This window comes from Brevibacillus fortis (assembly GCF_003013395.1).
In the GTDB taxonomy this organism is placed as follows: Bacteria; Bacillota; Bacilli; order Brevibacillales; family Brevibacillaceae; genus Brevibacillus; species Brevibacillus fortis.
On the sequence record NZ_PXZM01000003.1, the window covers coordinates 637257 to 657417 of the forward strand.

Annotated in this window: 18 protein-coding genes and 2 other annotated features; of the genes, 7 read left to right on the top strand and 11 right to left on the bottom strand. The window is 46.8% G+C overall.

The window, feature by feature from the left end; all coding sequences use genetic code 11:
* Nucleotides 1-43: 43 nt before the first annotated feature.
* Nucleotides 44-388: a YugN family protein gene (locus C7R93_RS04740; RefSeq protein WP_106837704.1), complete on the top strand. Its 345-nt coding sequence runs from the start codon at nt 44-46 to the stop codon at nt 386-388.
* Nucleotides 389-452: 64 nt separating this feature from the next.
* Complete coding sequence (gene ftsW, locus C7R93_RS04745) at nt 453-1622, top strand: putative lipid II flippase FtsW (RefSeq protein ID WP_106837705.1); 1170 nt, start codon at nt 453-455, stop codon at nt 1620-1622.
* A 46-nt stretch (nt 1623-1668) separates the two neighbouring features.
* Here the strand turns inward: ftsW and C7R93_RS04750 are convergent, their stop codons facing one another.
* Both C7R93_RS04750 and C7R93_RS04755 read right to left on the bottom strand, forming a co-directional pair.
* Nucleotides 1669-2010 (bottom strand): Asp23/Gls24 family envelope stress response protein, encoded by a 342-nt coding sequence (locus C7R93_RS04750; RefSeq protein WP_106837706.1) that lies wholly within the window; start codon nt 2008-2010, stop codon nt 1669-1671.
* A 74-nt stretch (nt 2011-2084) separates the two neighbouring features.
* Entirely contained in the window at nt 2085-3713 is a 1629-nt protein-coding gene (locus tag C7R93_RS04755; RefSeq protein ID WP_106837707.1) for a thiamine pyrophosphate-binding protein, read from the bottom strand.
* A 154-nt stretch (nt 3714-3867) separates the two neighbouring features.
* Between C7R93_RS04755 and sleB the strand changes: the two genes are divergently transcribed.
* Nucleotides 3868-4626, top strand: a complete 759-nt coding sequence (gene sleB, locus C7R93_RS04760) for a spore cortex-lytic enzyme (protein WP_106837708.1) — start codon at nt 3868-3870, stop codon at nt 4624-4626.
* 56 nt (nt 4627-4682) lie between these two features.
* On the opposite strand, the gene C7R93_RS04765 is transcribed toward sleB, so the two are convergent.
* Nucleotides 4683-4949, bottom strand: coding sequence for a hypothetical protein (locus tag C7R93_RS04765; protein ID WP_106837709.1), 267 nt, complete (start codon nt 4947-4949; stop codon nt 4683-4685).
* A 102-nt stretch (nt 4950-5051) separates the two neighbouring features.
* On the opposite strand from C7R93_RS04765, the gene cax reads away from it, so the two are divergent.
* A complete protein-coding gene (cax, locus tag C7R93_RS04770) occupies nt 5052-6095 on the top strand; it encodes a calcium/proton exchanger (RefSeq protein ID WP_106837710.1) in 1044 nt (347 codons plus the stop codon).
* A 56-nt stretch (nt 6096-6151) separates the two neighbouring features.
* Here the strand turns inward: cax and C7R93_RS04775 are convergent, their stop codons facing one another.
* The 5 genes from C7R93_RS04775 to C7R93_RS04795 all read right to left on the bottom strand — a co-directional run bounded on the left by C7R93_RS04775 (nt 6152) and on the right by C7R93_RS04795 (nt 12402).
* Nucleotides 6152-7486 carry a sodium-dependent transporter gene (locus C7R93_RS04775; RefSeq protein ID WP_106837711.1) on the bottom strand — a complete coding sequence of 445 codons (1335 nt, stop codon included), beginning with the start codon at nt 7484-7486 and terminating at the stop codon, nt 6152-6154.
* Between the two features lie 63 nt (nt 7487-7549).
* Nucleotides 7550-7790 (bottom strand) — a binding site (T-box leader).
* Between the two features lie 49 nt (nt 7791-7839).
* Nucleotides 7840-8080, bottom strand: a binding site (T-box leader).
* Nucleotides 8081-8188: 108 nt separating this feature from the next.
* Nucleotides 8189-8470 carry an Fpa/YlaN family protein gene (locus C7R93_RS04780; protein ID WP_106837712.1) on the bottom strand — a complete coding sequence of 94 codons (282 nt, stop codon included), beginning with the start codon at nt 8468-8470 and terminating at the stop codon, nt 8189-8191.
* 93 nt (nt 8471-8563) lie between these two features.
* Nucleotides 8564-9496 carry a glutaminase A gene (gene glsA / locus C7R93_RS04785; protein WP_106837713.1) on the bottom strand — a complete coding sequence of 311 codons (933 nt, stop codon included), beginning with the start codon at nt 9494-9496 and terminating at the stop codon, nt 8564-8566.
* A gap of 78 nt (nt 9497-9574) precedes the next feature.
* Complete coding sequence (locus C7R93_RS04790) at nt 9575-10744, bottom strand: MalY/PatB family protein (RefSeq protein WP_106837714.1); 1170 nt, start codon at nt 10742-10744, stop codon at nt 9575-9577.
* Nucleotides 10745-10875: 131 nt separating this feature from the next.
* Nucleotides 10876-12402: an AbgT family transporter gene (locus C7R93_RS04795; RefSeq protein ID WP_106837715.1), complete on the bottom strand. Its 1527-nt coding sequence runs from the start codon at nt 12400-12402 to the stop codon at nt 10876-10878.
* 408 nt (nt 12403-12810) lie between these two features.
* On the opposite strand from C7R93_RS04795, the gene C7R93_RS04800 reads away from it, so the two are divergent.
* On the top strand, nt 12811-13320 hold the full coding sequence (locus tag C7R93_RS04800; RefSeq protein ID WP_106837716.1) for a molybdopterin-binding protein: 510 nt from the start codon (nt 12811-12813) through the stop codon (nt 13318-13320).
* Between the two features lie 106 nt (nt 13321-13426).
* On the opposite strand, the gene sda is transcribed toward C7R93_RS04800, so the two are convergent.
* Together sda and C7R93_RS04810 are read right to left on the bottom strand one after the other, a co-directional pair.
* The gene (gene sda, locus C7R93_RS04805; protein WP_007725857.1) at nt 13427-13564 is read right to left on the bottom strand and encodes a sporulation histidine kinase inhibitor Sda; all 138 of its coding nucleotides are present in this window, start codon (nt 13562-13564) and stop codon (nt 13427-13429) included.
* A 269-nt stretch (nt 13565-13833) separates the two neighbouring features.
* Nucleotides 13834-15045, bottom strand: coding sequence for an ornithine--oxo-acid transaminase (locus C7R93_RS04810; protein ID WP_106837717.1), 1212 nt, complete (start codon nt 15043-15045; stop codon nt 13834-13836).
* 196 nt (nt 15046-15241) lie between these two features.
* Between C7R93_RS04810 and C7R93_RS04815 the strand changes: the two genes are divergently transcribed.
* Together C7R93_RS04815 and C7R93_RS04825 are read left to right on the top strand one after the other, a co-directional pair.
* On the top strand, nt 15242-16660 hold the full coding sequence (locus C7R93_RS04815; RefSeq protein ID WP_106837718.1) for a sigma-54 interaction domain-containing protein: 1419 nt from the start codon (nt 15242-15244) through the stop codon (nt 16658-16660).
* Between the two features lie 503 nt (nt 16661-17163).
* Nucleotides 17164-18552 carry an amino acid permease gene (locus C7R93_RS04825; protein ID WP_106837720.1) on the top strand — a complete coding sequence of 463 codons (1389 nt, stop codon included), beginning with the start codon at nt 17164-17166 and terminating at the stop codon, nt 18550-18552.
* A gap of 278 nt (nt 18553-18830) precedes the next feature.
* On the opposite strand, the gene C7R93_RS04830 is transcribed toward C7R93_RS04825, so the two are convergent.
* The gene (locus tag C7R93_RS04830; RefSeq protein ID WP_208637782.1) at nt 18831-20048 is read right to left on the bottom strand and encodes an MDR family MFS transporter; all 1218 of its coding nucleotides are present in this window, start codon (nt 20046-20048) and stop codon (nt 18831-18833) included.
* Nucleotides 20049-20161: the final 113 nt, after the last annotated feature.

A 20161-nucleotide genomic window follows, 5' to 3' on the forward strand; every position in this document is an offset into this window, starting at 1 on the left:
GATTAATAAGTGAATATCTCACCCATTTTTAGGAGGAAAAAGAATGGTCATTAAGGACACGGGGATTGGCACGAAAGAAGTCTTTTTCGCCGATCTGGAGCACTACATGAGCGAACTCGGCTTTGATCGCGGCGCTTGGGATTACAAGCATGCTACATACGATTATAAAATCCAAGATAAAGGCAACGTCTTCTACCTGCGTATCGAAGCGAACGTGACAGAAGGCAAACTTGAGGATACGCACGCCGTCCTGAAGCTCGAAGATCCTTATATGGGCAAACATCTTTTCCCACACGGTCTGGATTACGATTACCCAATGCCAGACTCCGTTGTAAAAACAGTGAAATTGAAGCTGCAAATGCTGGGCGAAAAGCTGTCCTCACACTAAAAAATGAAATGGCACAGTGTACAGAGAGGAATCCCCTCTCTGTTTCACGTAGAGGGGGTATTTTATGAAGACGAGGGGCGTTCCTGACTTCTTGCTCCTGTTTTTGACCGCCCTACTTGTTGGGTTTGGCATAACCATGGTGCTCAGCTCCAGCTCCATTTTCGCATTGACCAGCTTTACAAGCGGCGGCTGTGATTATTGTGGCGGAGATGAGCTTTATTTCGTGAAGCGTCAATCGGTTTTCTTGCTGGTCGGTGTCGTTGGGATGCTTGTGGCTATGAATATCCCCTTCTCCTTTTATAAGAGAAATTTCTTATTGATTGCGTTCGTCAGCTTCTTTTCTTTGCTCCTGGTCCTTATTCCAGGTATAGGTAAGGAAGTTAACGGAGCTCGATCGTGGTTTGAAATCGGTTCTGCAACCTTACAGCCTGCGGAGTTTGCCAAGCTTGGCCTTATTCTGTACTTGGCAGCGATCATCTCTAAAAAAGGGAACGGGATACAAAAGCTGAAATCTGGTTTGATGCCCCCACTGATGGTAACGGGACTGTTTTTTATGCTGATTGTAGTCCAACCCGACCTCGGTTCTGCCGCCATCTTGCTTGGGTGCGCTTTGATTGTCATGATCTGTGGTGGGGCCAAAATCCGTCAACTGGTCGGTCTTGGTGCACCAGCTGTGACTGTTGCCCTATTGGTATACATCACAGCAAAGCCCCATGCCTTGAATCGGATTTACTCCTACCTCAATCCATGGAGTGATATGGATGGTACTGGCTACAACATCATTCAATCATGGATTGCGATTGCACATGGCGGTTTGGCTGGGACAGGCTTTGGAAAAAGCATTCAAAAGTATTTGTATTTGCCGGAGAGGCATACCGATTTTATTTTCTCGATCATGACAGAAGAGCTTGGTTTTATCGGCGCTTCTGTGTTCCTCTTGATCTACTTGCTTTTCTTGCTGCGCGGCATCCATATTTGTCTGCGTGTAAAAGACACCTTTGCCAGTCTTGCCGGAATCGGTGTTGTCAGCATGTTCGCCATACAGGCGATCTTAAACATTGGCGGAGTAACGGGTTTGATTCCATTGACAGGCGTACCACTGCCGTTTATTAGTTATGGTGGTTCCTCCTTGCTCGTATGTCTGCTCTCCACTGGCTTTTTGCTCAGTATTTCACGGGAAGTCAGTCGCCAGAAGGTAGAGGAGCAATTGCAAAAACAGCCATATGCCATGTAAGTAACATACGTAAGGGATACCGGATGCGTCCAGTATCCCTTTTTCCTTACTCGTTTTGAAAGAGTTCAATTGTTTCCACCCGTACATTCACAGCTTCCACATACAGACCAGTCAATGTTTCGACGGCTTCTTTTACTTTTTCCTGCAGGACTTGACAGACATGATGGATCTGCGCCCCATAACGAATGGACACACGCATGTCAATGGTGACTCTGTCGTCTATTACGGATACGGTAATGCCTTTCGCGCCGCCATTAAGCTTTTTCGCCAAGTCTTGATAGATTCCGCCTGAACGGACTGTGACTTCCAACACTTCTTCTACAGCAACGCCAGCAATGATCGCGATCACCTGATCTGCTACTCTGATTTCGCCAAGACTGTCAGCCATCAGGCCGCCCTCCTCTTCGCCCGTTTCGCACTTGCCCACTGGTTTCATTTACCTTTTTTCTCATTATAAACATTTCATGCTTGGGCTTGGAAGGAAATTTGTTTTTTTCTTTCCGTTAGTGTCGGAGACGTGCAATGAATGTCGACGAGTGTCAACTGATCTGCTGCGAGTGCATCCCGCAATACCGGCTCCAGAGCTTGTACCTCTTTGACAACCTTTCCACTGATCCCGCAAGCATTCGCCAATTGTTGAAAATCTGGGTTACGTAATTTCACTCCAAATGGGATCAAACCAGCCTGACTCATTTTGACTTCTTCTAATCCCAATGTCCCATTGTTCACCACGAGAATTACAATTGGCAGTTGGAGCTGTGCCGCTGTCAAAAGCTCTGCCAGATTCATTTGCAATCCCCCATCCCCTGCGACGCAGACGACCTGCTTCTCAGGATAGGCTAGCTTTGCAGCCACAGCCGCAGGCAACCCAAACCCCATTGTTCGCCACTTCCCAGAAAAGAGTGGGATCTGTTTTTTCCCCCGAAACGCACGATTAAACCAGATGGTGTGCTCACCCGTATCCAGGACGATAATCGCATCTTCATTTACCAAGCCCCCAAGCGTATGTATCAAGGTTTGTGGCTTCACTTGTTCACTCGGTTGCTGAATAACAGCCTGCTCTGTTTCCTCGCCAAACTCTCCATGCCATCGCTTGATTTGTTCCTGCCACGCCTCATCCAATCTGCGTGATTGCAACCGTCTCATCCAAATTGGCAGGACATCGTCCAATTCGGCCGTAACAGACTGGAGGTAAGGGTGTGCATGAATCGACCCAGGCCGATGATCTACTTGAATGACGGACAGTTTCTTTGGCAAAAAAGCGCGGGGGAACCAGCTCGCTCCCAAAATCAACAACAAATCCGCTTCCGCAAGGGCATGTAAAGCTGTTTCGCTCCCCCCCTCTCCCAATCCACCGATCACAAGTGGATGAGATTCTTCTACTGCCCCTTTTGCTCCAAGCGACAGCAATACGCCTGCCCCTAACTGTTCCGCTAGCTTCACACACGAATCCGCTGACTTACGAGCACCGATTCCAAGCAGTATGAGAGGCTTTTGCGCCTTCACAACCTGCTCGCAAGCGAGCTCTATCTCCATCCGATCGGGATAAATGGCATGTGGAATGCGTGGAAGTGCAGGAAGAACTGCATCTGAAGTCGTCTGGGAAAAGACGTCCTTGCAAATGGAGAAATGCGTCACTCCTTTTTGCTGCATAGCCGTGACAAATGCTTTATGCAGAACACTTTGGATTGCATCGGGATGTGTAATCGTCGTCGAATAAAAACTGATGGGACGTATCATGTCTTCTTGTGAGATAAACTGCTTGTACGCGCCACCCAGCTTGTATGTCTCCACTTGACCTGTGATCGCAATAACGGGTGCACGATCCGTATGCGCATCTGCAAGTCCATTCAGCAAATTGACGAAACCCGGCCCCATCGTCGCGGTACAAACAGCCGGACACCCCGTCAGTTTTGCCTCCGCACTTGCCATCATGGCCGCAGCTGATTCATGCCTGCATGAAATGTACTGGATGTCGGATTGCTTCGCGATCTGATCCAGCCAAGCAAAGATTCCGTCACCTGCCACACCGTATATTCGCTTTACTCCCCATCTGATCAATTGTTCCGTCAAATATTGCGCGACCTGCATGAAAACCCACCCTTTACGTAACGTAGTCCCTTACCCAGACACTACTGGTAGTCTACGCATTCTCCATTATTTTACTAAGGCCAAAATGACGGAAGTTGGAGAACCTAACAATAATCAACTGATATTCAAATCCATACCCGAAGGAGGGTAAGAAATGAAACAGCCTGTCAAATGGCTGCTACCTGTAGTAGTATTCGCACTTCTGGTTACGACTGCGGTTATAGTATCTCCGGTGCGCTCGGATGCATTTAGTAAGCAAATCGTCAAAGTAGGGGCAGAAGGCTCAGACGTGCGCGAAATGCAGTATCGCTTGAAGCACCTTGGATTTTATACGGGAAAAGTAGACGGCGTATTCGGGTGGGGTGCTTATTGGGCGTTGCGTAACTTTCAGTATGAGTTTGGCTTAACCGTAGACGGTGTCCTCGGGGCACAGACGAAAGTAAAGCTGTACAACGCAACGAAAAATTATAAGCCCACGGCTTCTGATCTCGGGGCACCCCAAACCGCTACACCTGCACCATCGAAGCCTTCTAAGCCTACCTATCACGCAGCCGGGGTATCGGAGAACGACCTGCGCTTGATGGCGAATGCCGTGTACGGAGAAGCGCGTGGCGAGCCTTACATTGGCCAAGTGGCAGTGGCGGCTGTTATTCTGAACCGGACGAAGAACTCTTCCTTCCCCAATACACCAGCAGGCGTTATCTTTGAACCTCGTGCCTTTACGGCTGTGGCGGATGGACAGATTTGGCTGTCACCGAACGAGCAGGCAAAAAAAGCAGTGAATGATGCGCTCAAAGGTTGGGACCCATCAGACGGGGCCATCTATTATTTCAACCCGGATACGGCTACATCTGGTTGGATTTGGAGCCGCCCTCAAATCAAAAAGATCGGCAGACACATCTTTTGCCGCTAGCCTTCCATAAAAAAAACAGGCGCGACAGTCGTAAACTGCGTGCCTGTTTTCCTATTCTAGCCTCCATTCGAACGTTGCGATTGCATATGTTGGGCCATTTTGATGAATCGCTCTTCCGGTTCTGTGGTACCGCAAACGCCACATTGAATCATGTAGTTCTCACCTTTGTACGGCTGATGAAACAAATCGAGCTGTTCTTGATTGAGTTCTGCTACGACTTCGCCTGACTGTGGGTCCAGTCTTATATAGCGAGGGGTCTGCTCGATGACAGTGAACCTCATCCGATTCGATTTACATGTCGGGCACAACAAAGGCTGGGTCATAAAAAACACCTCACTTTTCTTGTTCATGGTTAGTTTTGTCCAGAACAGGAACTCTATACCTATGAGGATTTAGGGATGAGTAAAAACTACTGAGGTGATGATATGAACTTGAAACTTTTTTTCTCATTAGTAGGCGGGAGCATGCTGTTAGCTCTCTACGCCCACTATTTTTCTGGAAATGAAATGCTCCAATTCGCCACGTCTTCCCTTGCCATCATTTTTTTGGCGGCTTGGCTTGGAAAATCGACAGAGAGCGTCGCCCATTACGCTGGAGATCGAATTGGCGGCTTTCTAAATGCCACCTTTGGAAATGCTGCAGAACTCATTATTGCTTTTTTTCTTGTAAAAGAAGGCTTGTTCGATATGGTCAAAGCCTCTATTACGGGTGCGATCATCGGAAATATGCTGTTGGTTCTTGGCTTGAGCACGTTGCTAGGCGGTCTAAAGTACAAAGAACAAACCTTTAATGGCAGGCTGGCAAGTCACAATGCTTCCCTGATGACACTCGCGATCGTCGCTTTGTTCATACCGGCTGTCTTCATGTTCGATCTGCCTATGATCAAGGTGGAGATCATCAGTATCGTCATCGCCAGCCTGCTTATCATTGCCTACATTTTGTGGCTGATCTTTTCGATGATTACGCACAGCGATTTTTTATCGGATATCGAGCCGCAAGAAAGTGATGCGGTATGGTCCAAGGGTGTCTCTCTTTTGATGCTTGCTGTCTCTACTTTTTTCGTAGCCGTTGTTTCGGAATGGCTAGTAGAGGGAGTACAGCATGTCTCCAAGTCGTTAGGCTGGTCGGAGTTATTCGTCGGTGCTTTTGTCATTGCGATCATCGGGAATGCCGCAGAACACAGCGCTGCCTTGCTTTTGGCACTAAAAGGACGCATCGGTGCAGCAGTCGAGATTGCGATTGGCTCCAGCTTGCAGATTGCGTTGTTCGTGGCCCCTACTCTCGTCATCATCAGTCTCTTGCTAGGCAATCCAATGGACATCGTGTTCACTACCTTTGAACTGGCTGCAATCGGAGTCGCTACCTTTATTACCATTTCTATTACACGGGATGGCGCCACGAACTGGTTTGAAGGCGTACTTCTCTTGACCGTGTATATTATTTTGGGTACGGTCTTTTTCTTCGCGTAAGTCCCTCCCCCAAAAGAAAGGCTCCGCCATCCTATGTGGCGAAGCCTTTCTTTGTTTTACCAGATACCCAGCATTTTCAGGAAAACTGCCAGAATCGCGATCGGTGCTACATATTTAATCAGGAGAAGCCAAATGATAAACAGGCGTTTGCCCAGAGAAGTATGCGCCCCCAGCTCGTTTATCAAGGTCTCGCGCTTCATTTTCAAAGGAACGAAGATCGAAATGAGCAGCGCTCCAAGCGGCATCAAGATATTGCTGACCAAAAAGTCCATCGCATCAAAGATAGACTTGCCGAACAGCGTAACCTCGCTCCAGACGCCAAATGACAAAGCTGACGGAACACCGACGATAAAAATCAACAGACCAACCACCCAAGCGAGACGCTTGCGCTTGGCTTCGTCTCCTTTTGCCAGAGAAGCAACGATAATTTCCAGCATCGAAAATGCTGAAGTCAACGTAGCGAAAAGGAAAAGAGCCAAAAAGATTAACAGAAAAATACCGCCGAAGGCAATTTGTTCAAACACGGAAGGCAAGACGATAAACAGTAATCCCGGCCCTGCTGTTGGCTCTACTCCGAGGGAGAACACCGCAGGGAAAATCGCCAAACCAGCAAACAGCGATACGAGCAAATTCAAACTTACAATGGATCCGGCAGAACGAACCAGACTTTCGTTTTTGGCGAGGTACGAGCTGTACGTGACCATGACGGACACCCCGACGCTCAGCGCGAAAAAGGATTGACCCAATGCGTACAGGATCGATTCAGCACTCAGGTTGGAAAAATCAGGACGCAGAAAGAAGGACACTCCCTCCATCGCCCCATCCAACGTCAAGGAACGAACCATCAATACCATGAATAAAAGGAACAAACCAGGCATCATGTACTTGTTAGCGGACTCAATTCCACTTTGTACGCCTCTCGCTACTACCCATGCAGTAATGAGCATGAAAACCAGCTGGGCAACTACTGCACCAATAGGATCACCGATTATGTCACCAAACACTTTATCATAAGCTGGTCCTTGCAATTGACCAGTAAACCCGCGAAGAAGATAACTAAGAATCCAGCCTCCCACCACACTGTAAAAGGACAAGAGCAAGAAGCAAGTGATCACCCCAAGGCGACCGATCCAATGCCAAAGTGACCCTGGCGCGATTGTTTTATACGCACTGATCGCCTCTTTTTGTGTACTGCGTCCGATTGTGAATTCTCCTAGCAACAACGGAAGACCAATTGCTAGCGTGAAGATAATGAATAGCAGAAAGAACGCTCCACCACCGCTCGTTCCGACCATATAAGGGAACTTCCAAATGGCCCCCAGTCCGATCGCCGAGCCTGCTGCTGCCAAGATGAAGCCGAGCCTGCTCGTCCATTGTTCGGCTTGTTTCATATTTTTCACCCTCCAAAGATGTTCTTTTTATGCCCTAAAATGGATACAAAAAAACCCGCCCCAAAAAGGGACGAGTTATTCTTTTTCTCGCGGTACCACCCTACTTAGACATCCCTTATTGGCGATGCCTCGCTTCGTCATTGATAACGGGTATGACCCGGACTCTCCTACTGGCGGCGCCTGCGTTCAGAGGTCAGCTCAAGAGTGAATTCTACGGGGCTTAAGCATTGGGCTGCTCTCAGTCTATGGCAACCTTCCCTGTCATGCTGCTGGTCCGTTTACTAGTCTCTTTCCTTGCTTGTTTCTATGATTAGGTTATAGGGCGTTTTCCGAAAATAAAAAAACCCGTCCAAAAAAGGGACGAGTTATTCGCGGTACCACCCTGATTAAGTGCACGGGATACAAAAATCCCTTCGCACTTCTCTCCATCATTGATAACGGGAATGACCCGATTCCTCCTACTAGGCAAAAACCATTAAGAGGGCTGCTCAGGAGGGAATTCTACGGGGCGCACTTCAAAGCTGCTTTCAGTCTAAGGCAGCTTCTCCCTGACAAGTGGTGATTCCGCATACTAGTCTCCGTCATTGCATTTCAAAATTAATAAAAAATTATAGAGTTTAATTTAATATAAATACACGAAATAGGCAAGTGTTTTTTCTTTCTACAAAATGAAAAGCGAGGATGATCGCCGCTCTCCTCGCCTTACTTTTGATTAAACAGTTCATGAAGATGGGCCAATTTTCGTTCCAATGAACCCATAATTTCTCGACCAGTGTCTTCACTAATCAGTCCTAAGCGGACCGCGTACTCTACTTCACGAGAAAGCCCGAACATTTGGGTATCCAGCACTTCTTCATACAGTGGGCACTGCGGCATGGTCAGGTTTTCCATCTGTACGTCGATCAGCTTGTAAATTTTGTCGGCGTCTGCTTGAAGCAACGCTAGCGCTTTTTGTTCCAGATCGGGAACCTTAATTTCTGTCAAAACCTATCCCTCCGTTTGCCTCCATCCTTATCATACATAGTACGCGATTCTGGGCCATTTGAAAAGGGGAGAAGACAGATCAACTGCAAGAAGCTAAAAGATACCAAGCTTCCACTCTCTTGAGAGCAGCTCCAAAAGCTTGACACCCGCCACTGAATTTCCTTTATCATCCAAAGATGGACCAAACACACCAATACCCATTCGCTGTGGCACTGTTGCCATAATACCGCCGGCAACCCCACTTTTCGCTGGGATTCCTACGTCAATAGCGAACTCACCAGAGGCATTGTACATCCCGCAAGTCACCATGAAGGTCTTGCAGATTCGTGCTACCTCTTCCGGAATCACTCGCTCGCCCGTATTCACGAGAATTCCGTCTGCTGCAAGCACCATCCCTAGTGTAGCTACTTCCTTGGCGGTCACTTCTATCGAGCAATGGCGAAAATACAGATCAAGTGTCTCTTCCACATCGGTTTCCAGTATGCCGCTGTCCTTTAGAAACCACGCAAGGGCACGATTTCGATCTGCCGTTTTCTTTTCCGAACAATAAACAGCCTGATTGATAGAAAGATGGGGATTTCCCGTCATTTTCCGCATCAAAGCCAGTACAGCATCTAGCCGATCGTCCACGTTGGCACCGCGAATCATGCCCGCAACCGCAATGGCCCCTGCATTGATCATCGGGTTCAGTGGTTTATGTGATTCGGTCGTCTCCAGCTTAATAATAGAATTAAACGGGTCGCCAGTTGGCTCTTTCCCCACATGCCGAAACACGTATTCTTTGCCATTCTGGCACAAGGCGACGATCAGAGAGAAAATCTTAGAGATACTTTGCATCGAGAAAGGTACATCTGCATCACCAGCAGAAAATATCGTCCCATCGGGCAAGCATACAGCCACTCCCAATTGATGTGGATCGACTTTTGCCAATTCAGGGATGTATGACGCTACACTCCCCTTGTTTGTATACTCTAGTGACTGGTTACGTACTTGCTCCAATTGTTCGGAGGCTCGTTTCAGATCCATCGAAAAACCCCTCAGTCTATTACATCGATGTGTATAGATTCGATTGTAGATTTCTACAATACCCATGTCAAATTGGCCCTACTTCTGAATGGCGTGCTCCAATCGTTCCATCGCTTCGACTAGAATGGATTTGGGGCAGGCAAAATTGATTCGCATAAACCCTGCACCATCCCGCCCAAACGTCGTGCCATCGTGCAAACCGAGCTTTGCTTCCTCGCGAATGAGCTTGTTCAACTCCGCCTGACTACGTCCTAGCTGTCTAAAATCCATCCACCCCAAGTATGTTGCTTCCGGAATTGCCATGGATACCCCAGGAATACGAGTCGATAAATACTCATGCACATAGGCTGCATTCCTACGCAAGTAGATCAACAGTTCCGCAAGCCATGCTTCTCCATGTTGGTAGGCAGCAATCGTTGCTTCCATCCCAAACAGGTTCAGATTTTCATAGCCCATTTTGGATGCTGTGATCGTGAAGTCCCGTAAAAGCTGCTGATTTTCTGTCATCAAATAAGATGTATACAGACCCGCCAAATTAAATGTTTTGGCGGCTGATAGAAAGGTCACACTCTGGTTGGCCAGCTCCGGTGCTAGTGAATAGTAAGGCGTATGAATATTTGGCTCATAGACCAAATCCGAATGAATCTCGTCGGCAACCACAATCACGCCATTTTCTACACACAATCTTCCCAAACGCTCCAGCTCTTCTTTGGTCCATACTCGCCCGATCGGATTATGCGGTGTGCAGAGCAGCATGAGCTTCACCCGCGGGTCGCTTAGCTTTTGTGCTAGATCATCCCAATTCATTTCATAGCGGCCGTCACGCTCCAAGAGTGGGCTGGTAACGACATGACGTCTGCGATTTTCGACTGCATGGTAAAAAGGATGGTACACAGGCGTTTGGATCAAGACAGCATCTCCATGAGCTGTAAAAGCCTCTACCGCTACGTGAATGCCGGGAACGACTCCAGGTATCCCTGTCATCCAACTCACTTCCACTTCTACACCAAATCGCTTGTGTATCCACTCTTTCAAGCTCTGATAAAGGGCATCTGACTTCAGCGTGTATCCGTATATCGGGTGACTCGCCCGTTTGATCAATGCCTCCGTGATCTCAGGAGCACAAGCAAAATCCATATCCGCCACCCACAGCGGAAGCATCCCTTCACCGTTCCATTTCGGATTCTGAATCTCCCATTTGACACTCTCTGTCCCTCTGCGTTCGATGCGCTGATCAAAATCGTACACGTTCGTTCCCTCCTTAATTCCCCTCACACTTATACACACAGCATAAACCGTCTTTTTCCAATTGTCCAAGCTTCAAGTGTACGAAAAAAAGAGCCGCCCGATGAGCGACTCTCTTCTTGTTTTGAAATAGATTAGCGAGCGTATACACCAGGACCAAATGGGAGATCCAGGAAGTACCATGCTGTCAATTGCAAGATCCAAACGACCAAGAAAACGATTGCAAATGGAGTCATGGTAGAGAAAATCGTACCCATTCCTGCATTCTTATTGTACTTCTGATAGAAAGCTAGGAAGAGCGGGATATACGGATTCACAGGTGAGATCGTATTGGTCGCAGAGTCTGCAATCCGATAAGCGACTTGGATAAACGCCGGGTTGTAATCCAACAGCATCAGCATTGGCATGAATACCGGTGCCAGGATCGCCCACAGCGCTGAACCACTCGTGATAAACAAGCTACAGATACCCGTGAAGAGTGTAAAGGCAATAATGATCGGCAAGCCTGTCAAGCCCATGTTTGTCATGAATTCTGCGCCATTAACAGCCATCAAGATACCGATATTGCTCCAGTTAAAGAACGCGATGAACTGTGCTGCTGTAAACGCTAACACAATAAAGCCGGACATATCCTTGATTGCTTCGGACATGTAATGCGGAATGTCCCTTGATGTTTTAATCAGTCCCATTGCTCTACCATACACAAACGATACGGTTACGAAGAACAGCAGGATGATTGGGATAATTCCTTTCAAAAACGGTGATGTCAAGAAGCCACCTGTCTTTGGATCACGCAACAGTGAACCTTCTGGAACGACCAGCAATCCTACAATCACCACGAAAATCAACGCTGCGATACCAGCTTTGCGCAGTGCTTTGTTCTCTTGAGGAGTTACCTCTTCGAATTGTACGTTTCGTTCGCCGTGATACGTGCCAAGACGTGGTTCGATAATTTTATCAGTAATCCATCCGCCAAAGAAAGCGAGGATCACAACGGAAGCTGACATGAAGAACCAGTTATCCACTGGCGTAACCATTGCGTTCGGATCAATCGTTTTCGCTACTTCGGTACTGATCCCTGCCAAGAGAGCATCTGTACCAGCGATGAAAAAGTTCGCTGTAAAACCGGAGGATACACCAGCCATACCAGCTGCAAAACCTGCAATCGGGTGACGCCCCATTGCCAAGAACACAAGACCGCCAAGCGGAGGAATAATAACCATGGCTGCATCAGAAGCAAGATTTCCCAAAATACCGACAAAGACAATTGCGTAACTGACAACCGATGCCGGAATGCCTGCCATCATTTTGCGTAGAACAGTCGTCAAAAGACCGATTTTTTCTGCCAGTCCAATTCCAAGCGTCATCGCTAGAACTAGACCAAGTGCTGGAAATTCAATGAAGTTTTTCAGCATACTCGTTAAAATCCAGTGAATACCTTCGACGCTAAGCAAGCTCTTAACTGCAACCTCTTCGCCTTTTGCAGGATGCATAACCGAAAAATCCATAGCTGCGAGGATTGCAGAGACTACCATCAATGCACCACACAAAATAATGAACAACACAAATGGATGCGGGAGTTTATTCCCTACCGTTTCAATCCACTTTAAGATACCTTTTTGCTTCATCAGATCTGCTTGCACATTCGTGCCTTTCGCCATAGTTTCGCCCCCCTAAGTCGTTTGAATTCCCTGAATGTTCTTGCGGCTTTGCAACCATCCTCGGGATGAATGATTTGGTCTGCCTTCTCTTGCGATCATCACCGTTGATGGTTCTGCGGGAGAAAGACGAAGTGAGCTTCCCTTTTTTCGTGAAAGCCTTTCCAATAATCGAAAAGCTTGTACACAATGCCTATTATCTGACTCCAACTTTTTAGCAGAAGTTCAAATCCAGTAGGCAAAGTTCACTCTCACATAATAACTTTCTAATATGATTATATAATCTATAAAATGCATGTCAATAATTTTTAGACTATTTTATGAAATTTTCGCTTTTTTCGATAATTGCTGTCATTTGCAGGTCTATAGTAAAATAGAAATCGATTATGAATGATCACGGAGGAATGACGTATGTCTGATGTTATCGTGTTCAAAGGGGCCATTGCTTTCCCTATTACATTAGATCCAACTGTTTGGGTATTTGATGAACGCAAATTCGATCTGAAAACATACTCGGGCGAAGATGATAGTTCGCTGGCTACGCAGACAAAGTATTTGCATGGTACAGGGACGCAGTGGGATAAGGAATTGCGCGAGGGGGCTACGCTTCCTTCCGAACGAAAAAGCTTAGCCGAAGAACGCAAAGTGCTCGAAGGCGAGTACGGAATCCGTCTTGATCCCTTCATTACTAATGCTGAGCCACTTCCAGAGGTGACTCATGTTCGTCTTCACCGTCAGGATCAGGAAGCGATCATACTACCACTTGCAGAGGCAAGAAGAGCCATCCTGCAATTCTCCAAAGACGGCAAGCCTATTAAAGAAGATGGCCCTGTGTACTTCTATTTGCCGGAAGTGTTGCTAGCAAATGAAGCCCCGATCAAAGGAATTACGGCTCTGGAGTTTATTACCGAGCAAGCGTAAGATAAGCCACGTAAGATAATCGTTTCTTGCATAACAAAAGCCATCCTCCTTCGAAGTAAAGAGGATGGCTTTTGCCATATGTTACGTATGTGTGATGATATTGCTCTTAGGCGCTGAACTGTGTGATACGGATATTTCGATGCTGTAGTTCTTCGCGAAGCAATTCGATAAAAGCTGCATCTAGTTGAAGGTCGACAGCGCGATGATATACTTCTATCAACATTTGGTCACTTAAGTATTTCACCTTTGCTCACCTCCATCTCTAATATGAGCCCATTGTATCAAAAGCTTCCGTATCGAACAATCGTTCGGATATCCACAAGCAATGTGGACATCTTGTTGGTAACATGTGGGCAAATTGTGTGTAACTGATAAACATCCAAGCATTTCCTTTGTGGATGTTTTTTTCCATTTATCCACAGCTAGTCGAATTTTGTCGAACGAATGATGTGACTATTCTGTCTAAATTCATGTAAAAAGCCACCCTCTACAGGATGGCTTTCGTCATTGTTTTTATGCGTTTGCCACTTCTGTCACGTGCAGAACTTGCTTGATTCGGTCAATTGCCCAATCCAGGTCTTCTCTGCTGATGACGAGTGGCGGTGCAAAGCGAATGGTTGTCTCATGTGTTTCTTTGCACAGGAGGCCCAGTCCTTTTAGTTTTTCGCAATATGGACGAGCCGCTGTTGTCAGCTCCAAGCCAATGAACAAACCGCGACCGCGAATTTCCTTGATGATTGGGTTGTTAATTTCTCCCAATTTCTCCATGAAGTATGCGCCCATTTCCAGGGAGCGTTGTACAAGACCTTCGTCAGCCAATACATCCATAGCTGCTATGGCAACTGCACATCCGAGTGGATTTCCGCCAAAGGTAGAACCATGGGATCCTGGTTCAAATACGCTCAAGATTTCTTTATCCGCTGCTACTGCAGAAATTGGGAACACGCCACCACCAAGAGCTTTCCCCATGATGTACATGTCTGGTACTACACCTTCCCAATCGCTGGCAAACATTTTACCTGTGCGACCGAAGCCTGTTTGGATCTCATCGCTGACCAAGAGTACATTGTTTGCTTTACATACCTCTTGCGCTTGCTTCAAGAAGCCATCTTGCGGAATGATGATCCCTGCTTCCCCTTGGATCGGCTCCAGCATGAATGCTGCTGTGTTCGGTGTAATCGCTTGCTTAAGTGCTTCGATATCGCCATAAGGAATGATTTTGAAGCCAGGTGTGAATGGTCCGAAGCCACGTCTGTACTCTTCTGCAGACGAGAAGGACGTCACTGTGACTGTACGGCCATGGAAGTTGCCTTCACATACGATGATTTCTGCTTGGTTTTCCGGTACTTTTTTCACATCATAAGCCCAACGACGAACCGCTTTGAGTGCTGTTTCTACTGCTTCTGCACCGGTGTTCATTGGCAGGATCATTTCTTTTCCTGTTACCGCAGAGAGCTTTTCGTAGAATTCACCCAGTTGGTCATTGTAAAAAGCACGGGAAGTGAGCGTTACTTTATCTGCTTGATCTTTCAGAGCTTGGATGATACGTGGATGACGATGCCCTTGATTCAGCGCAGAATATGCACTCAGCATATCCAGATATTTATTGCCTTCCGGATCGTGTACCCATACGCCTTCTGCTTTGGAAATAACGATCGGTAGCGGATGATAGTTGTGCGCACCGTATTTTTCTGTTTGTTCAATAACCACGTTTGTTTTACTCATGTCGTTAGCCTCCTTCAAGATCACTTGCTAAAATTATCTAGCAAGAACGATGCCAAACAGGAAAACCCCACAAAGTCGATCCTATCCGAACTGTTTAGCAAAAAAATTTTGCATATCATATTCATATTCTTTTGCAGTGCATAATGTTTTTGCACTCATTCCCTTTATGCTATGATACCATCATAAGGAAAGGCTGGTGACCACGGTGTCGTCTTCTACGCATAATTCTTCACCTGACACTCTCTTGCGCATTTATGAACATATTTTGGACAGAATGAATGAAGGTGTACATGTCATCGATTCGGAAGGGACAACGATTGTCTACAATTCCAAAATGACTGAGCTGGAATCGATGACCAGACAAGACGTTTTGCACAAACCTTTGGCAGAGGTGTTTCAGTTCCCGTCAGGACAGGAAAGTACCTTGCTCACATGCTTGTGTACCGGAAATAGCATTCGCAATACACGCCAAACGTATTTCAATGACAAGCAAAAAGAAATTTCAACCATCAACAATACGTACCCCATCATTGAAAACGGCAAGGTCATCGGCGCGATGGAAATCGCAAATGACGTCACCAAAATGGAACGATTGATCAGAGAAAACCTGCTGCAAAAAAACGGGTCACGCTACACATTCGAGCACATTATCGGGAGAAGCGGTCCGATTCTCGATGTCATAGAGAATGCCAAACGCGCAGCACGCACCTCCTCGTCCGTATTGGTAGTCGGTGAAACTGGTGCGGGGAAAGAACTGTTCGTGCAAAGCATTCATAATGCCAGTCTACGTGCATCTGGTCCCTTTATTTCACAAAACTGCGCTGCGCTTCCGGATAGCCTGATCGAAGGGCTTTTGTTTGGAACTGCCCGTGGAGCATTTACCGGTGCAGTAGAGCGACCTGGATTGTTTGAGCAAGCGGAAGGCGGAACACTTTTTCTCGACGAAATCAACTCGCTTAGTATGCCACTACAGGCAAAATTGTTGCGTGCTCTGCAAGAGAAGTCGATTAGACGTATTGGTGACACAAAGGATCGGTCGATCGATGTACGCATCATTGCGGCCATTAATGAAGATCCTGTTGAGGCAATCGCGAACTCGCATTTGCGAAAAGATCTGTACTATCGTCTTGGAGTCGTCACGTTGTTTCTCCCCCCGCTTCGGGAACGCAAGGACGATATTCCGATGCTGGTGAGCCATTTTATCGAAAAATACAATGAGCTGTTCCAAATGGAAGTAAGAGGCATTAGTGACGAGGTTCTGCAATTTTTTATCCAGCACGACTGGCCTGGCAATGTGCGTGAGCTTCAACACTTGATTGAGGGTTCCATGAATCTGATGATTGACGAATCAACCATTCGCTATGAACATTTGCCCTTACACTTTTTGCGTCGTACGCCAGCCGGTTCCGTGACGGTCGAGCAACCTTCCCCTCACGCGTTGCCATTTGTGGACGAAGGAAAGCCGTTGAAGGAAACCATGCAAGAATTTGAAACAGCATATATTCACCATGTTGTGGAACGCTATAACGGAAATATTTCACGAGCAGCCAAGGAATTGCAAATCAGTCGTCAGAGCTTGCAGTATCGCTTGCGTAAGCTGGGGATTAAAGGATAAAGAGTTAAAGCACATTTTGGTTTGAGTCAACATAGTGGAGGAGAAGAAAAAGCACAGTTCTCTTCGACTCTGACACGCCAGCAGGTGGGATTCACTGGCCGTCTCCACTCCCAAAAGGGGACCGTCGAGCCAAAGCCACCCTACGGGCGGAAGCTTCCCACGGAAGAAGTGTTCGACAAGCGTGGTCCCCTTTTTGAAGTTCCGACTGGGTAGGCGTTGTCAAGGTCTGCGAGCTCTGTGCTTTTTCTTTGTTCGTTTATCGTTACCTTCTAAAAACTTTCATGTTAATTTCAGGAAGTTCAATAAACGCCAAGAGATTTGGCGTTTTTTTAATTATTTTGCATTAACTGCCGAATCATTTTGCACTTTTTAGCAATATATGTCTCGAAAATATTATTTTCATAAATTATTTCTTTTGGTATCATTCTTGCAGAGCATATATCGCTATCGCGCCTGAAAACGCATACATCCATTTAACATACTCGCGTGAAGGAGAGGGTTATATGTCCCAAAGCAACATGGAGCAACACAATCAATTGAAACGCACGATGAACAGCAGACACCTCTTTATGATTTCTCTTGGCGGCGTAATCGGAACCGGGTTATTTCTCGGATCAGGTTATACAATTAGTCAGGCAGGACCAGTTGGTGCCATTCTCTCCTATTTAGTCGGCGGCTTTATTATGTACCTGACTATGCTATGCCTTGGCGAGCTGACAGTTGCCATGCCAGTGGCCGGTTCGTTCCAAACATATATGACCCGCTTTGTTAGCCCCTCACTTGGGTTTGGTGTAGGCTGGTTGTATTGGTTTGGTTGGGCCGTGACCGTTGCTTTAGAGTTGTTGTCATCAGGATTGCTGATGCAACGATGGTTCCCTGACTCACCTGTTTGGATGTGGTGCGCGATTTTCGGTGTAGTGCTCTTTGCATTAAATGCTTTATCCGCTCGAGCGTTCGGTGAATCTGAGTTCTGGTTTTCCAGCATTAAAGTAAGCGCTATCATCTTGTTCATCATTTTGGGTGGAGCGGCGATGTTTGGCCTCATCGACCTGAAAAACGGTCAGCCTGCGCCAATGCTCTCGAACTTTACAGAAAGCCCTCTTCTTCCCTTTGGAATTACAGGTTTGCTGATGACGATGATAACCGTGAACTTCTCTTTCCAAGGTACCGAGTTGATCGGGATTGCGGCCGGAGAAAGTGAGGATCCAGAGAAGACAATTCCGAAAGCAATTCGTACAACAGTTTGGCGCACACTCGTATTCTTCATTCTGGCGATTGCTATCGTGGCAGGGATGATTCCACACCAACAGGCGGGTGTGATTGAGAGTCCGTTTGTCGTCGTATTTGACAGTATTGGGATTCCTTATGCGGCTGACATTATGAACTTCGTTGTTCTGACAGCACTTCTGTCTGTAGCCAACTCTGGCTTGTACGCAGCAACTCGTATGCTTTATTCCCTGTCCAAAGAAGGAATGGCTTCGAAAAAGCTTGGGGCCGTAAATGGAAAAGGGATTCCGATGAACGCTTTGTTGATTACTTTTGCCATTGCTCTCTTGTCTCTTCTGTCCGGTTTTCTTGCAGAAGATACGGTGTTCATGGTACTGTTGTCTATCGCTGGTCTCGGCGCACAGGTTGGTTGGATCTCCATCTCCGCTTCACAGCTCGCTTTCCGTCGCCATTACCTGAAAAATGGAGGCAAGCTGGAGGATTTGAAGTTCCGTACACCTTTGTACCCAATCCTGCCTTTGATTTCCTTGATCTTGAACTTGCTCGTTCTCGTGAGTCTGGCATTCGATTCAGAACAGCGCATCGCCTTGTACTGCGGAGTTCCGTTCATGATCATTGCGATATGCGTATATCAATTCCATTTTAAAAAGAAACTCGAAGCCTAAACCCAAAAAGAAAAGCTTGCAGCCCCCTCTTTCAAGAAGGGACTGCAAGCTTTTCATGTTTTATATGCGATAGGCTTGGCAATGCTACAATGAGATTCGGACAATTTCCGTAACGACTACCATGGCAAAGACTGCAAATCCAAGGGAACTCGTTACCAGCAACATACGCTTCAACTTTTTCATATCTTCCATAAAATTCCCTCACTTTCTTGCGCCAATCATCTCTATCGTTATATACGTATGAGCGATGGAAAATGTTTCATTTCGCCCAAAAATATTTACGAGCGAGCTATTTTCTTTAGATCATTTCCGATTTGTCCGGTTTGTTGTTCCATGCGATGCAGCATCCAGGCCACCCAAAACCCGATGACCAAACAAATGGTCCACGGCAGCCACGGTGTTTGCAAGCGCAGCCCTACATCGTACACCCATCCTCCCGCTATCTGTCCGAATGAACCCCCGATGGCAATCGAATACCCGTTGAATCCGTAATAGGCGCCCACCAAGTCCTTGGGAGCAAAACGCGGAACGACATCCACCAAATTCGGTACCGCAATCATGCTACCCAGTGCAAAAAGGAAAACATCCAAGAGAATGAGCCACAATGAATCGGCAAATGCGAACAGAAATAGTCCCACACTCATAAACAACGTCCCGATGCCAATTAAGGTAAGCCTTTGCTGATAACCCTCCAGCAATTGTGTAACCTTCATCTGAAACAAGATCACAAACAGCGAGAGCGCAGAAAGCACAATCCCTACATTCGCCTTGCTATGCGTAACATTTTCAACAAACAGCGGAATCGTTAAGAACACCTGCATATTCAAGTAATAATACCCCATCAAAATAAAGGTAAATCGTACAAACAGCTTGTCCTTCACTACCGTGGACATACTTTCCCATATGCTATGCCGTGTATTAGTGGCGCGAATCGGTGGGAATAAAAAGAAGATCACAATTGTATTCAGTCCGAAGACGGCCCCTGCAAACAACGAAATGTACGTAAAATCAATAGCCGAGAGTGCCGTCCCTACTATTTGGGAACCGACAACTGCAATATTACCAAGCACATTGCGGAGGGAGAATACTTCTTTTCGAATGGCCTCGGGTGTAATGATCGCATAGGCAGCAGAACAAGCGGGCTCAAACAGCGCCCCACCCAATCCAGAAAGAATCGCGGCAACAAAAAAGTGCCACGTCTCGGTACAGAATGCGAACATCGCAAAACCAACGGCACGCACGCCCAATCCGAGGAACATCGCTCCTTTGTAGCCGAAGGCATCTGCCATCACACCGCCCAAAAAGGCAAGACCTTGCTGGGAGAACTGTCTGACACTCAGGACAATCCCTGCCATCGTCAGTGTCCAGCCGATGCTACCCGTCAAATACAAAGTGAGATATGGGATTAATGCATAGAAGCCCATATTCATCATAAAAGATGTGCTTAACAGCAGCTTCACTGAAAAGGGCGTTTCTCGCCACCATTCCCACTTCATCCAAATACCCCTCGCTCTCCCGATACCCCACATGAAATAAGGATATCCCCAGCTTAGCGAACAGGGTATAATTTGGGAAACGAACATTTTTGTATATGGTAATCAAATATTTA

Bases quoted from the DNA above. Each gene is read 5' to 3' on its own strand.
- C7R93_RS04740 (WP_106837704.1), top strand. From the start codon at position 44: ATGGTCATTAAGGACACGGGGATTGGCACGAAAGAAGTCTTTTTCGCC.
- ftsW (WP_106837705.1), top strand. From the start codon at position 453: ATGAAGACGAGGGGCGTTCCTGACTTCTTGCTCCTGTTTTTGACCGCC.
- C7R93_RS04750 (WP_106837706.1), bottom strand. From the start codon at position 2,010: ATGGCTGACAGTCTTGGCGAAATCAGAGTAGCAGATCAGGTGATCGCG.
- C7R93_RS04755 (WP_106837707.1), bottom strand. From the start codon at position 3,713: ATGCAGGTCGCGCAATATTTGACGGAACAATTGATCAGATGGGGAGTA.
- sleB (WP_106837708.1), top strand. From the start codon at position 3,868: ATGAAACAGCCTGTCAAATGGCTGCTACCTGTAGTAGTATTCGCACTT.
- C7R93_RS04765 (WP_106837709.1), bottom strand. From the start codon at position 4,949: ATGACCCAGCCTTTGTTGTGCCCGACATGTAAATCGAATCGGATGAGG.
- cax (WP_106837710.1), top strand. From the start codon at position 5,052: ATGAACTTGAAACTTTTTTTCTCATTAGTAGGCGGGAGCATGCTGTTA.
- C7R93_RS04775 (WP_106837711.1), bottom strand. From the start codon at position 7,486: ATGAAACAAGCCGAACAATGGACGAGCAGGCTCGGCTTCATCTTGGCA.
- glsA (WP_106837713.1), bottom strand. From the start codon at position 9,496: ATGGATCTGAAACGAGCCTCCGAACAATTGGAGCAAGTACGTAACCAG.
- C7R93_RS04795 (WP_106837715.1), bottom strand. From the start codon at position 12,402: ATGGCGAAAGGCACGAATGTGCAAGCAGATCTGATGAAGCAAAAAGGT.
- C7R93_RS04800 (WP_106837716.1), top strand. From the start codon at position 12,811: ATGTCTGATGTTATCGTGTTCAAAGGGGCCATTGCTTTCCCTATTACA.
- C7R93_RS04810 (WP_106837717.1), bottom strand. From the start codon at position 15,045: ATGAGTAAAACAAACGTGGTTATTGAACAAACAGAAAAATACGGTGCG.
- C7R93_RS04825 (WP_106837720.1), top strand. From the start codon at position 17,164: ATGTCCCAAAGCAACATGGAGCAACACAATCAATTGAAACGCACGATG.
- C7R93_RS04830 (WP_208637782.1), bottom strand. From the start codon at position 20,048: ATGAAGTGGGAATGGTGGCGAGAAACGCCCTTTTCAGTGAAGCTGCTG.